The sequence below is a fragment of the Polynucleobacter paneuropaeus genome (genome assembly GCF_003261235.1).
Lineage (GTDB): Bacteria > Pseudomonadota > Gammaproteobacteria > Burkholderiales > Burkholderiaceae > Polynucleobacter > Polynucleobacter paneuropaeus.
The window spans coordinates 740044-753985 of the sequence record NZ_CP030085.1 but is presented as its reverse complement, the minus strand read 5'-3'; the positions used below and the strand labels follow the sequence as shown (position 1 = coordinate 753985).

Sequence of the window (13942 nt, the reverse complement as noted above, 5' to 3'; positions counted from 1 at the left end):
TAAATCGGGGGGTTATTACCCTATTTGGGAGCCTTCAGTGTCCGCCCCAACAGAAAGGTTTCAGAGGAACGATCCCGCGAAGCCTTGGGCTTGCGGGGGGATACGGTTTTGAAGACTTTTTTAAAGGTCTCCACAATCTGGCTATACCCGCTGCCATGAAAGCACTTAATTAATAAAGCCCCGTCAGGCTTAAGGTGATTGACGGCAAACTCAAGGGCAATTTCTGCCAAAAAAGCCATGCGGGCGGAGTCAGCAACACCAACCCCAGAAAGATTGGGTGCCATATCTGAAAGCACTAAATCAACCCTACCCTGATCCGAAGCGGGCAATAAAGCCTCTAAGGCCTTTAGACCCTCATCCTCCCGAAAGTCTCCCTGAATAAAGCTGACGTCAGCGATATCTTCCATCGGCAATAAGTCGATAGCGATGATCGTGCCGTCAGGCTTGCCAGATTCAATTGCGGGATTGCTCTTGCCTAATTCGGTCAAGCGATTGCGAGCGTACTGAGACCAACTGCCTGGTGCGCTACCAAGGTCAACAATAGTCATTCCTGCTTTGATTAGATGATCTTGTTCGTCAATCTCAGAGAGCTTGTAAACCGCACGAGCGCGATAACCCTCTTTTTGGGCCATCTTCACATACGGATCCGTTAAATGATCCTGCAACCAACTTTTATTAAATTTATTTTTTGCCACAACTTGTCCACTTTCAGGAGGTATTTTCCTTGTTTCTCGAGTACAAGGCAAAGAATCTCAGCAAAATGTTCTCAAATAGCCTCATCTAAGCTCAATTCGGAGCTGCATGCTCTATCATCGACACATGACCGCCCTTACCCTTACCCCCGCCCGACGTAAAGCCCTTAAGGCTCAAGCCCATAGTCTTAGCCCTGTTGTCATGATTGGCAACACTGGCTTAAGTCCTGCTGTCATTAAAGAAGCCAAATTGGCAATTGCTAGCCATGGCCTGATTAAAGTGCGTGTCTTGGGCGATGATCGTGAAGCACGAATCACCATGTATGAAACACTTTGCGATCAATTAGATGCCGCCCCAGTTCAACACATTGGCAAACTCTTCGTGCTCTGGAAACCGAAGCAAGAGATCGACGAACACCTCTTGCATCTAGGCCGCTCGAGCAAGCAAACCAAAAAGACTTTACAGGCGCCTCGTAAATCGACTGCGGGTAAACGCACAAGTACTTCGGAAAGATCAGACCGTCGCTCAAGCGCCAGCAAATCTCCCTTTACACGTGCAGCTGCCGTAAAGACAGCCAGCAAAACACCCAAGAAAAGGGTCTTACGCTCTGAAGCAGCGGAATCCAAAATTGGTTGGTCCTCACCGGGTTATCGTAAAGCTACTGCAGCACCTGCCCCAATCAAGAAACGCAAAGTCAGGATGAGTAGTACTAAGAAGAAGCTTTTGGGTTGAGTTCTGAGCTTAAGCTCTTAATGAGAACTTTTAGCTGATTCCCAAACGAGCTTGACGCCCAAGAGGCTTTGAATCAAATACACGATGCTAGAAACGCCATGAAGGCGGCCAAACAGCGTGGCTGAAGGCGACTGCATGACAGGCATTCCGTTTAATAGAGCCTGATCTCTCAAAGCACTCATCCAAGGCAACAAGACCACACTGCCAATCAGAGCACAAATTAACATCGCCAATAAAAGCCAGCGAATCAACTTGTATTGCAATTGCCCGTGATTGACAAAATGATTGGCCATCACCAAGAGCACTAAGCACACTACAAAGCTCAAGTAAGCTTCGATTCTGAAAATATCTCCAGCAATCATGCCTGCAACCTGACGGTCAGTGAGAATGGAGAACAATGCTGGCGCTACGAGATAGCCAGTAGCTAACATGCTACCGACCCAGAGGCCAGCGATAACAGTGAAGAAAGTAGGCGCTCTAGACTGCAACACTGAGTTCCTAGTCGACGATACGCTTAGATATAACGAACCGCTAAGATCTCCACTTCCCGATTACCACCAGGAGCTTGAACCTTAACAACATCGCCCTCTTCTTTACTAATCAGAGCACGCGCGATGGGAGAGCTAATCGAGATCAAGTTACTTGCGATATCAGCCTCATCATCGCCAACAATTTGATAAGTGAACTTGGTGCCATCTTCTAGATCTTCCAAATCGACTGTCGCACCAAATACCACTCGGCCAGTAATATCTAGAGAAGCAGGATCAATCACTTGTGCAGCGGATAACTTGCTCTCTAGCTCCTGAATGCGACCCTCAATGAAACCTTGTTTTTCTTTGGCAGCATCGTATTCAGCGTTTTCAGAGAGATCGCCCTGTGCACGTGCTTCAGAGATCGCATTGATTACTGAAGGACGTTCAACGTGTTTGAGGCGATGCAACTCTTCTTTGAGAAGTTCTGCACCGCGCTTAGTAATGGGAATTGTGCTCATACCGCTAACCTAAATAAGAATCGATTACCTTGCGCCAATCGCGCAAGGCCTGATTTTAGATTAATTCAGTACGAGATGTAAATTCTGTAAGGAATACACCTCAAGCGACTCATTTCCGCCATGTTGAGATGCTAGTAAACCATCCATCACCGCACGCGCTGCACTAATGGTGGTGTAGTAGGTGATCCCTTGCGCCTGAGCGCTAGTCCGAATCGAGCGAGAATCCGCAATTGCAGTCCGGGTTTCATCTACGGTGGTAAATACCAGAGAGATTTCTCCATTTTTAATCAAGTCAACGATATGAGGACGACCATCTTTGACTTTATTTACAACCCGCACAGGTAAACCAGCTGCCTCAATTGCTGCTGCAGTCCCTTTGGTGGCAACCATTGGGAAGCCCAGTTGATGTAATAGCTTCGCTACCTCTACTGCTTTTGCTTTATCACTATCTTTCACTGTCAAAGCAACCGTACCCGTCTTGGGCAATTTAGTGCCAGCACCTAATTGAGATTTGAAGAGTGCCTCGCCAAAGGTTTTACCAACGCCCATCACTTCGCCTGTAGAGCGCATCTCAGGTCCCAAGATTGGGTCAATGCCAGGGAATTTATTAAATGGGAAGACGGCTTCTTTAACTGAAAAATACGGTGGCTTAACCTCAGCCAAAATACCCTGCTGCTCTAAGCTTTGACCGACCATACAGCGTGCTGCAATCTTAGCTAACTGCAAACCAGTCGCTTTAGAAACAAAGGGCACAGTACGTGAAGCACGCGGATTGACCTCAAGTACATAAATTACATCCCGGCCATCCACGTTCTGAATCGCGAACTGAACGTTCATCAAACCGATAACATTCAAGCCCTTGGCCATCGCCGCAGTTTGACGCTTGATCTCCGCCACAGTCTCATCCGATAAAGAATATGGTGGCAAAGAGCATGCAGAGTCGCCTGAGTGAACACCAGCCTGCTCAATGTGCTCCATCACTCCACCAATAAATACCTGCTTACCATCGCTAATGCAATCTACATCACACTCAATCGCATCATTTAAGAAGCGATCCAACAGCACGGGAGAGTCATTCGATACTTTGACTGCCTCACGCATATAGCGCTCGAGGTCTCTTCCATCGTGAACGATTTCCATGGCGCGGCCACCCAAGACATAGGAAGGACGCACTACCAATGGGTAACCAATTTCTTCAGCGAGCTTGAGTGCCTCATCTTCAGCGCGTGCGGTGCGGTTAGGTGGTTGACGTAAGCCCAAATCTTGCAGAAGTTTCTGGAAACGCTCACGGTCTTCTGCAGCATCAATCATGTCTGGTGAGGTACCAATGATCGGTACACCGTTCTTCTCAAGATCTAATGCCAGCTTCAAGGGGGTTTGACCACCATACTGAACGATAACGCCCTTAGGCTTCTCTTTAGCGACAATCTCTAAAACATCCTCAAGCGTCAATGGCTCAAAGTAGAGACGATCAGAAGTGTCATAGTCAGTAGAAACAGTTTCTGGATTACAGTTCACCATGATGGTTTCATAGCCATCGTCACGCATTGCTAATGCAGCATGCACGCAGCAGTAATCAAACTCAATACCCTGACCGATGCGGTTGGGTCCACCACCGAGCACCATGATCTTGTCCCGATTAGTGGGATTTGACTCGCATTCACCATGCTCCGCTTCATAGGTGGAATACATATAGGCAGTATTAGTGGCGAATTCTGCCGCACAGGTATCCACCCGCTTGTAGACGGGAGTCACTTTGAGGCGATGGCGTGCAGAGCGAACAGATGATGCATCAACGCCGAGTAATTTAGCGAGTCTGCGATCCGAGAATCCCTTCTGCTTTACAAAACGCAGTTCAGCTGCGGACAGGCTATCGATCTTGCGTTGCTTTAGCTCAGACTCCGTCGTAATGAGCTCTTCAATTTGCTCTAAGAACCAAGGATCGACTTTAGTTTCAGCGTAGATCTCATCTAAACCCATTCCCATCCGGAAGGCATCAGCCAAATACCAAATACGATCAGGGCCAGGCTCACCAATTTCTTGAATGATATCGTCTAAATCGGTAGACACTTCATCTAAGCCGTCTACGCCAACCTCTAAACCGCGCAGGGCTTTTTGGAAAGACTCTTGGAAGGTACGGCCAATCGCCATCACTTCACCAACGGATTTCATCTGAGTAGTTAAACGTGAATCTGCTTGCGGGAACTTCTCAAAAGCAAAGCGAGGAATCTTGGTCACGACATAGTCGATTGACGGCTCGAAGGATGCAGGTGTTGCACCACCTGTGATGTCATTCTTGAGTTCATCTAAGGTGTATCCGACTGCCAACTTGGCAGCAATCTTCGCGATTGGGAAACCAGTCGCTTTAGAAGCCAATGCAGATGAGCGAGATACCCGTGGGTTCATCTCAATCACAATCATGCGCCCATCAGCTGGGTTAATCGAGAACTGCACGTTTGAACCGCCAGTATCTACGCCGATCTCGCGCAAGACCGCAATCGATGCATTACGCATGATTTGATATTCTTTATCGGTCAAGGTTTGAGCAGGTGCGACCGTAATCGAGTCACCGGTATGAACGCCCATCGGATCTAAGTTTTCAATCGAGCAAACAATGATGCAGTTATCAGCACGATCTCGCACCACTTCCATCTCAAATTCTTTCCAGCCCAAGAGCGACTCTTCAATTAAGAGCTCATGCGTTGGAGAAAGATCTAAACCGCGTTTGCAGATTTCTTCAAATTCTTCACGGTTGTATGCAATGCCTCCGCCCGATCCACCCATCGTGAATGAAGGACGGATCACCACTGGGAATCCAGAGTTGCCCGTTTCTTGCTGAATACGCTGCTGAACGGTATGCGCCTCATCTAAAGAATGGGCAATGCCAGACTTAGCAGAGCCCAGACCAATTTTGGTCATCGCTTCTTTGAACTTTTGACGATCTTCTGCCTTATCAATGGCCTCAGGTGAAGCGCCAATCAATTCACAGCCATACTTTTCTAGCACACCGTGGCGATGGAGATCTAGCGCACAGTTCAATGCCGTTTGACCACCCATCGTTGGAAGAATGGCATCCGGCTTTTCTGTGGCGATGATGCGCTCTACTACTTCCCAGGTAATCGGCTCGATGTAAGTTACATCAGCCATCTCAGGATCGGTCATGATGGTCGCAGGATTGCTGTTGACCAAGATCACTTTGTAGCCCTCATCACGCAATGCCTTACAAGCCTGCGCTCCGGAATAGTCAAACTCACAAGCTTGACCAATCACAATCGGGCCAGCACCAATAATCAGAATGCTCTTAATGTCGCTACGCTTAGGCATTATTTGCCTCCTTTGTTGCTGGCATTCATGAGCTCTACAAATCGATCAAACAAATACGCAATGTCATGTGGTCCAGGCGAGGCTTCTGGGTGGCCTTGGAAGCACAAAGCGGGTTTATCTTTCCAAGCCAGGCCCTGTAATGAACCATCAAATAATGAAATGTGTGTAACGCGCACGGTATCGGGCAAGGTATTGGGATCTACCGCAAAGCCATGATTCTGCGAAGTGATTGCAACGCGCCCACTATCTAAATCTTTAACGGGATGGTTAGCGCCATGGTGACCAAACTTCATCTTCAATGTCTTAGCGCCAGCGGCCAATCCCATAATTTGATGTCCTAAGCAAATACCAAAGGTTGGCACGCCCTTCTCAATGATTTCTTTAGCGGCAGCAATGGCATAGTCACATGGTCCGGGATCGCCAGGGCCATTAGAGAAGAACACGCCATCGGGATTCATTGCCAGTACTTCTGCAGCACTGGTTTGTGCAGGAACTACAGTGAGGTCGCAACCACGTTCAGCTAGCATGCGCAAAATATTGAATTTCACACCAAAGTCATAGGCCACTACTTTTTTGAGAGGCTTACTTTGCTCTAAGCTGCGATAGGCTGGCTTGCCATCAGGGCCATGCAATTCCCACTCGGCTTCACGCCATGGGTAGGATTTTTTAGTTGTAACTACCTTTGCTAAATCTAAACCAGACATCCCTGGGAAGGATTGCGCCAATTGCAAGGCCTTTTTTCCCAAGACTTGAATGTCATCGCCTAACTTACCTGCGACGATCGCACCCGATTGAGCGCCTTTGTCGCGCAAGATGCGGGTTAGCTTACGGGTATCAATGCCCGAGATGCCTTGGACTTTAGATTTGATGAGGTAGTCCTCAAGACTGCCTTCGGAACGAAAATTCGAGACCCGCTTAGATAAATCTTTAATGACCAAACCAGCTGCATGAATTTGGGTTGACTCTGCGTCTTGAGCATTCACGCCGACATTGCCAATATGGGGGTAAGTCAGCGTGACAATTTGACGTGAATAACTTGGGTCGGTGATGATTTCTTGATAGCCAGTGAGTGCGGTATTGAAAACCACTTCTCCGACAGTTTCGCCGGGAGCGCCAATGCTATAACCTGGAAATAAGGTGCCGTCGGCTAGAGCCAACACGGCGGGAGGAAAAGAAGGAAGCAAGGGTGACAAACCATCTCCAGTCCCTGCTCCATCCGACGCTCAACACCTCGAAAAGACTATCCCAAGGCTGTTTTTGCGGGAGGTGAGTGTCTTTAAGCGCTAGGGTAATTATTGAGTTTCGAACCTTGCAATGATACCAGTTCAGCCATCCCAAAGCAGAACTGCACCCCCGCTCCCCTAGCCATGAGGCTAGCGGGCGATTTGCTCAAGACTTATTGGGGTTTTGCTCAATAATTTGCTTGATTTGCGCCAAGACCGTTTGGTCCTCCATGGTGCTGATATCTCCAGGATCCCGACCTTCAGCAACCGCTTGTAGTGCGCGACGGACTATCTTGCCTGAACGGGTTTTAGGTAAAGCCGTCACGATATAGACTCGCGCTGGACGGGCAATCGCACCTAACTGCTGATCTACTGTCTTCATGAGTTCCGCTTCTAAGCTTGCAACATTAGAGGCATCTTTTGGAATAGCAAAACCAATTGCAACCTGGCCTTTGAGTTTGTCCTCAATGCCAACCACAGCCACTTCAGAAATATTCGAATGGCTCGAAAGCGATTCTTCAATCTCACGAGTACCCAAACGATGTCCAGCCACATTGATCACGTCATCGGTGCGGCCTAGAATAAAGAAGTAACCATCTTTATCTTTGATGCCCCAGTCAAAGGTGGAGTAAATCGTTTTGCCTGGAATCGTTTCCCAATAGGTACTCACAAAGCGTTTGTCATCACCCCAAACCGTTTGCATGCAGCCCGGGGGCAATGGCCCCTCAATTGCAATCACCCCTTTTTGGTCTGGTCCCAACTCTGCAGTTGTCGCATCATCAAGCAGCTTGAGGTTGTAGCCAAAGGAAGGGACGCCTGGTGAGCCAAATTTATGTGGCATCACTTCAACGCCACGCTGTATAGCTAGCATCGGCCAACCCGTTTCGGTTTGCCAGTAGTTATCTACGATCGGTTTCTGAATCGCATCATGAATCCAACTTGCGGTGGGCTCATCGAGTGGCTCGCCTGCCAAGAACAGTGCACGCAAACTCGAGAGATCATATTTACTTAAGAATGCAGGATCTTGTTTCTTAAGTACGCGAACTGCTGTCGGTGCAGAAAACATGACCGAGACTTTGTATTTCTCAACCAACTGCCACCAGATGCCTGCATCAGGGCGCAATGGTGTGCCCTCATACAAGATCGTTGCCATCCCATGAATCAGTGGCGCATAAATAATGTAGCTATGCCCTACTACCCAACCAATGTCTGATGTACAGAACATGGTCTCACCAGGTTTGCCACAAAAGATGTGGTTCATGGTCGAGGCTAAAGCGACGGTGTAACCACCAGTGTCGCGCTGCACGCCTTTTGGTTTACCAGTAGTGCCCGAGGTATACAAAATGTATGAAGGATGAGTAGAGTCAACCCATTCGATTGGCACGATATCGTTCAAATGTTTTTGACGCTCTGTGGCGTAATCTAAGTCGCGCCCAGCTATTGGGGTGTAATCCACTAAACCGCGATTAACGACCAAGACCTTCTCGGGCTTTGATGTTGCCAAGGTGATGGCTTCATCTAATAACGGTTTATAGGGTACTGCCTTACCGCCGCGCATCCCTGCTTCTGCCGTAATAATCATTTTGGGCTTAGCATCGTCAATCCGCGAAGCCAAACTGTGTGATGCAAAACCACCGAAGACGACTGAGTGAATCGCACCAATGCGCACACAAGCCAGCATTGCAAAGCAAGCTTCTGCAATCATCGGCATATAAATAAGAACGCGATCTCCCTTTTGTACACCATTGGCTTTCAGAATCGCGGCGATACGGTTGACCTCTTCATACAACTCTTGGTAGGTATGGGTTTTTTCAATATTGGTCTCGGTGGAGACCGCAACCAAAGCAGTTTGATTGGCTCGCTCTTTGAGATGACGATCGATTGCGTTGTAGCAAAGATTGGTTAAGCCGCCTTCAAACCATTTTGCAAATGGGGGGTTTGCATAATTGAGAACAGACTGGTATGGCTTTTCCCAATGGATCAACTGGGCTTGCTCTCCCCAGAAACCGTCTGGATCTTGAATCGAGCGTTCGTGATGCGCTTTGTAAGACATGTTTAACCTAACGATAGAAAAGAATTCCAGACACTCCAGCCAGCAGCTCAATTGCTATAAGTTGCTATTGCTTGCCAGAGGTCTTAATAGGATCTTTTTTCGCAGATTTTGCAAGCCCTGTCGATGCGGATTTATGCTGAGATGCAGCATTATTGGAGGAGGAATTACCCTTAGAGGCAGTTTTACCCTCTGGAGGATTCTTGCCAGAGCCTCTGCCACCCTTCTTTTTGCTCTTTTTGGGCGGTGGTGGTGGCTTTTCTAGACTTAAGCTGGCTGTCTCGGCAAGAGCTACAGAGATGTCTCCTGGGCGACGGTTCGTCTTCGGAATGATCACCGTTGACCCCGCCTTAATTCGCATGCCCTTGGGTATGCCATTGATCTCTCTTAGGGTTGCCAAGTCCACTCCTAAACTTTGCGCAGTCGCTTCTGCACTTTGTGTTTGTGCAACCTTGACTGCTGTCCAAGTTGACAGTGGCTTGTTATATTTTTTGAGATTCTCTTGATATACCTCGGCATGGCCGAACGGTAACAAGATTTGCTGATTGGCTGCACTTAAGATAACCGGCTTATTAAAAGAAGGATTCAGAGTCTTAAATTCATCGAGAGACATTTCTGCAAGCTTAGCGGCCAAGGTCACATCAATATCGTTGTTCACATCTACTGCTACAAAGTATGGATGGTTCTCCAATTCGGGCAAAGTCACTCCAAATGCGTCTGGATCTAAAACGAGTGCACGATAAGCCATCAACTTCGGCACATACGCTCGCGTCTCTAGAGGCATGGCTAGACTCCAGTAATCAGTTGGTAACCCTGCGGCCAGATTTTTCTTCTGCGCTCGCAGCACATTTCCTGAGCCCCAGTTATAAGCTGCCAATGCCAACTCCCAACTGCCAAATTGGGTATGTAGGCGATTTAAGTAATCGAGTGCTGCATCGGTTGATTGCAAAACATCACGACGCTCATCGCGAAAGACATTTTGCGTCAGCTGAAAGTCTTTTCCAGTCTTGGGCATAAATTGCCAAATGCCCATGGCTTTTGCACCTGACTTGGCTTGTGGATTAAAAGCACTCTCTACAAATGGCAGTAAGGCCAACTCCGTCGGCATATTGCGGGCATTGACTTCCTGAACGATATAAAACAAATAAGGCGAAGATCGCTTCATTGAGCGCTGAACATAATCTGGTCGCGCACTTAACCAAACAGTTTGATTGACGATGAGCGGTGAATCTACTGGCTCCATTTGGAAGCCATCCCGAATGCGAAGCCAAAGATTGTCTGAAGGTGCGCCTAGGCTACTTACATTTTGCTTATTTAAATTGACGCGCGTTGCCTTGGACAGCTTGGTATTGCCTTTGGTGGGAGTATCAGAAGACCAATCCCCGGTGGCGCAACCTGTTAGTACAGCAACCATCAAGATTGCTGCATAAGGCCAACGGATCAAAACCGATCCTTCCAAGCTCGTATCACCGCTAATACATGAGCGGGACTTGGCAAGTTTGTCTCACCAGAAATCGCCATCGCTGAAGCGACAACTTCTGCCTGGTTGCAGCGCATAAAGGGATTCACTTGTAATTCATGACCAATGGTCGTGGGTAAGGTAGGTAAGCCTTTATCTCGCAAGGCTTTAGCTCTATCAGCCCAATCAATGAGGTTGGTATTGTTAGGCTCTACTGCCAAAGCAAAACGGATATTCGATAAGGTGTACTCATGGGTACAAAAGACCAATGTATTTTTTGGCAGAGCTGCAAATTTAGCGAGTGACTCACTCATTTGCGTAGGCGTACCCTCAAATAATCTGCCGCAGCCCGATGCAAATAGCGTATCGCCACAAAATAGCATGGGCTCAAGCACATTAGCCTGCATGTTCGCAAAGTAAGCAATGTGACTCAAGGTATGCCCTGGCACTTCCATGACCTTAAGACTTAAACGTGGATGGTCAATCTCTAGCTTATCTCCCTCCAATAGTCCTTCAGTTCTGCCAGAGATATCAATACTCGCAGGACCATAGACTGGAATTTGGCGTGGTTTCATAGCGTCAATTAAATGCAATACACCGCCAGTATGATCAGCATGGTGATGTGTAATCAAAATGCCCGTTAAGTGCAATTGCTTTTCTGCCAAGTACTTTAAGACGGGCGCAGCATCACCTGGATCAACCACCAATGCTGAGTGACCATCATGGATACACCAAATATAGTTATCCTCGAAAGCGGGGATGGGCCAAACCTGTAATAAAGTATTCTTATCCATAGACTCATGATACCAACCCCGATCCCCCCTTCCCAAGCCCCCGCACCACCATGGAGTTCATGGGAAAAATGGCTGGAATCGCCCCCTGGAAAGTATGTCCTGCAGTGGGAGCAGCACTGCTTTGATCAAATCGTTGCAGATGTCTTTGGTTTTCATGCTGTGCAAATTGGTTTACCTCAGATCAATACCCTGGCAGAAAATCGCATGCCCTTGCATGCTTTACTCATTGGTCGTCATGACACTCAAGCAAACTTTTCTTCCGCTCAATGGCACATCATTGAGGGAGAAAACCACGAACTCCCTTTTGCAAGCGAGAGTATTGATTTATTAATTCTTCCGCATGTGCTCGAATTCGCTGCAGATCCTCATCAGGTACTCCGTGAAGTAGAACGCGTGCTGCGCCCTGAGGGTCGACTGATTATTTCTGGATTCAATCCGGCCAGTATTTGGGGAATCAGACAGTACCTCAGCCGTTTAATTGGCAACCCCTACCTGCCACGCGATGGACAGTTCATTAGTCTGCTACGGATTAAAGACTGGTTGCAATTACTCAATTTCTCTCTAGACCGTGGTCATTTCGGTTGCTATAAGTGGCCCCTACAAAGTAAATCTGGCATGGCCCGCATGGACTTTTTGGAACTCATGGGTAATCGCTGGTGGCCTATTTTTGGCGCCGTATTTCTGATCTCAGCGATTAAAAGGCAGGCAGGAATGCGCTTGGTTGGCAGAATTCAAAGCAAAATGATTCCAGCGATACAGCAATTGAGTCCAGCGGCTGAACGAAATCAGCTAAAGTCCAAATAGATCCTTACTAATTGACTATGTCTGATACCCAACACGCTCACCACATTGTTATTTATACCGATGGCGCTTGTAAAGGCAATCCTGGGCCCGGTGGCTGGGGGGCGGTATTGCGCTCGGGCGGTCATGAGAAACACCTTCATGGTGGTGCAAAACTCACTACCAATAACCGAATGGAAATTAGCGCAGTCATTCATGCCCTCAGAGCCCTCAAGCAAGCGAGTTCCGTTGAACTTTGGACGGACTCTCAGTATGTCCAAAAAGGAGTAACCGAATGGTTAGAGGGTTGGAAAAAACGAGGCTGGAAAACCGCCAGCAAAGATCCTGTTAAAAATGCCGACCTTTGGCAAGAATTGGATGAATTACTCCCCAAGCACAAAATCTCCTGGCATTGGGTCCGCGGCCATACTGGTGACCCAGGGAACGAACTGGCCGACCAGCTCGCTAATCGCGGGGTCGAAGAGTATCTCCCCTAGCTATCCCAATGGCGCAAAAGCGATTTTTAGGGGGTTTATGAGAGAATGGGCAAATTCTGAGAACTACTAAAACTGCCTTCGAGACCGTGTCCAAAATTCATCTAATCCTTAGCAAACTCCCGCCAAAGATTCAGCCAATTGCCCAGAAGCTTCTTGAGCAATTGCTAAGACTTCAGTCCAAGGTCGAGGAAAAACTGCGCCCCTACTGGGAAAAGTATTCCCCCCAAATCCAGCAGCTTAATTACGATCAAATCAAGGCGTTTGTTCTCAAGTACAAATGGCGCATCGTCGGTGTTTTGTTTGTGCTTTACGCCGGCTCTAAGATTATTAATTACTTCTTCCCTGGCGCCGATAAGGTCGGCGGTCCTGTCACGGTTACTACGGTAGTAGTGCAACCCAAAGAAGTTCCACTAGTCATCGAAGCAACCGGCACGATTGTTTCGAATAATATTGTGGATATTCGCCCCATGATCACCAATACGGTTGCCAAAATTCTGGTGAAGGATGGTCAAGAGGTGAAAGCAGGCGATTTATTGTTCCAACTAGATGATCGTAATGACAAAGCCAATTACGACAAACTCAAAGCCTTAGCGGATGATGCCCAGAGCCAGTATTTACGTGCCAAAGAATTGGTTGCTAAAAACTTTATCTCTAAAGCTGGCTTAGAAACTTCCAATGCCAATGCCAAGTCTGCCTTTGCCGCTGCTAAAGCTGCTGAAGTACAACTCTCATTTGATTACATTCGTTCACCGATTGATGGTCGTGCTGGCATTGTGAATGTCTTCCCTGGTTCTCTAGTACAAGCGGGTAACGTCGTATCCACTTCTACTAACTCGACCTCTACTTCGAGTGTTGGTTCCATGGTGACTATTACGCAGCTCAACCCAATCAATGTTCAGTTCATCATTCCAGAAAAAGATATTCCGACCGTGCTGGAGAATCAGCTTGATGGCGACGCTCTCACAGTCAGAGTAACGGTGGGCGATTCCAGCAAGCGCGTCTATGCAGGCAAAGTCTTGGTTGTCGACAATCAAGTAGACCCTTCAATTGGTGCTGTGCGAGTCAAGGCACAGATTCCCAATGACGAAATGACTTTGCTACCTGGTCAGTTTGCACGCGTCTTCTTGGAAGCCAGCACACTCAAAGGGGCTCTGCAAGTTCCTTCTCAGGCCATCATTCTGAGTCCCAATGGCAAAACGGTTTACATCGTAGATCAAAACGATAAAGCGGTTGCTAAGCCTGTCAAGGTTCTCTATGAATATCAAGGTCAAGCAGTGGTGGATGGTATTGCTGCGGGGGATCGGGTTGTCGTTGAAGGCAAACAAAATCTGCGTCCTGGTAGCAAGATTAGAGAATCTAAGCTTGCTATCCAACCAGTCAATCCTAGCTAAATAGAGGT

General features: G+C 47.8%; 12 protein-coding genes. 4 read left to right on the top strand and 8 right to left on the bottom strand.

The genetic code is table 11. From position 1 onward, the window contains the following. Positions 1-20: 20 nt before the first annotated feature. Positions 21-695 (bottom strand): RlmE family RNA methyltransferase, encoded by a 675-nt coding sequence (locus Pas1_RS04035; protein WP_112204292.1) that lies wholly within the window; start codon positions 693-695, stop codon positions 21-23. Positions 696-819: 124 nt separating this feature from the next. Between Pas1_RS04035 and Pas1_RS04030 the strand changes: the two genes are divergently transcribed. Next, entirely contained in the window at positions 820-1425 is a 606-nt protein-coding gene (locus tag Pas1_RS04030; RefSeq protein WP_112295161.1) for a YhbY family RNA-binding protein, read from the top strand. Between the two features lie 17 nt (positions 1426-1442). Here Pas1_RS04030 and Pas1_RS04025 read toward each other — a convergent pair whose 3' ends face one another. From Pas1_RS04025 to gloB, 7 genes are all read right to left on the bottom strand, one after another. Continuing rightward, positions 1443-1916: a DUF4149 domain-containing protein gene (locus Pas1_RS04025; protein WP_225971646.1), complete on the bottom strand. Its 474-nt coding sequence runs from the start codon at positions 1914-1916 to the stop codon at positions 1443-1445. Positions 1917-1939: 23 nt separating this feature from the next. Then, positions 1940-2416 carry a transcription elongation factor GreA gene (greA, locus tag Pas1_RS04020; protein ID WP_112204294.1) on the bottom strand — a complete coding sequence of 159 codons (477 nt, stop codon included), beginning with the start codon at positions 2414-2416 and terminating at the stop codon, positions 1940-1942. A 60-nt stretch (positions 2417-2476) separates the two neighbouring features. After that, the gene (carB, locus tag Pas1_RS04015; protein ID WP_112294569.1) at positions 2477-5740 is read right to left on the bottom strand and encodes a carbamoyl-phosphate synthase large subunit; all 3264 of its coding nucleotides are present in this window, start codon (positions 5738-5740) and stop codon (positions 2477-2479) included. Continuing rightward, entirely contained in the window at positions 5740-6924 is a 1185-nt protein-coding gene (gene carA / locus Pas1_RS04010; protein WP_112205842.1) for a glutamine-hydrolyzing carbamoyl-phosphate synthase small subunit, read from the bottom strand. Before carA ends, carB begins: the two co-directional genes overlap by 1 nt. Before the next feature lie 205 nt (positions 6925-7129). Next, positions 7130-9016, bottom strand: a complete 1887-nt coding sequence (locus Pas1_RS04005; protein WP_112204297.1) for a propionate--CoA ligase — start codon at positions 9014-9016, stop codon at positions 7130-7132. Positions 9017-9080: 64 nt separating this feature from the next. Next, positions 9081-10457: a transglycosylase SLT domain-containing protein gene (locus Pas1_RS04000; RefSeq protein WP_225971645.1), complete on the bottom strand. Its 1377-nt coding sequence runs from the start codon at positions 10455-10457 to the stop codon at positions 9081-9083. Then, positions 10454-11266 carry a hydroxyacylglutathione hydrolase gene (gloB, locus tag Pas1_RS03995; protein WP_112204298.1) on the bottom strand — a complete coding sequence of 271 codons (813 nt, stop codon included), beginning with the start codon at positions 11264-11266 and terminating at the stop codon, positions 10454-10456. The genes Pas1_RS04000 and gloB overlap by 4 nt, the downstream gene beginning before the upstream one ends. A 6-nt stretch (positions 11267-11272) precedes the next feature. Between gloB and Pas1_RS03990 the strand changes: the two genes are divergently transcribed. The 3 genes from Pas1_RS03990 to Pas1_RS03980 all read left to right on the top strand — a co-directional run bounded on the left by Pas1_RS03990 (position 11273) and on the right by Pas1_RS03980 (position 13934). Next, complete coding sequence (locus Pas1_RS03990; protein WP_112238340.1) at positions 11273-12070, top strand: class I SAM-dependent methyltransferase; 798 nt, start codon at positions 11273-11275, stop codon at positions 12068-12070. A gap of 17 nt (positions 12071-12087) precedes the next feature. Beyond that, positions 12088-12543, top strand: coding sequence for a ribonuclease HI (gene rnhA / locus Pas1_RS03985; protein ID WP_112294568.1), 456 nt, complete (start codon positions 12088-12090; stop codon positions 12541-12543). An 86-nt stretch (positions 12544-12629) separates the two neighbouring features. Continuing rightward, positions 12630-13934, top strand: a complete 1305-nt coding sequence (locus Pas1_RS03980; RefSeq protein ID WP_225971644.1) for an efflux RND transporter periplasmic adaptor subunit — start codon at positions 12630-12632, stop codon at positions 13932-13934. Positions 13935-13942 lie beyond the last annotated feature (8 nt).

Coding starts and splice junctions, on each gene's coding strand:
- gloB (WP_112204298.1), bottom strand. CDS start 11,266: ATGGATAAGAATACTTTATTACAGGTTTGGCCCATCCCCGCTTTCGAG.
- greA (WP_112204294.1), bottom strand. CDS start 2,416: ATGAGCACAATTCCCATTACTAAGCGCGGTGCAGAACTTCTCAAAGAA.
- Pas1_RS03990 (WP_112238340.1), top strand. CDS start 11,273: ATGATACCAACCCCGATCCCCCCTTCCCAAGCCCCCGCACCACCATGG.
- Pas1_RS04005 (WP_112204297.1), bottom strand. CDS start 9,016: ATGTCTTACAAAGCGCATCACGAACGCTCGATTCAAGATCCAGACGGT.
- rnhA (WP_112294568.1), top strand. CDS start 12,088: ATGTCTGATACCCAACACGCTCACCACATTGTTATTTATACCGATGGC.
- carB (WP_112294569.1), bottom strand. CDS start 5,740: ATGCCTAAGCGTAGCGACATTAAGAGCATTCTGATTATTGGTGCTGGC.
- Pas1_RS04030 (WP_112295161.1), top strand. CDS start 820: ATGACCGCCCTTACCCTTACCCCCGCCCGACGTAAAGCCCTTAAGGCT.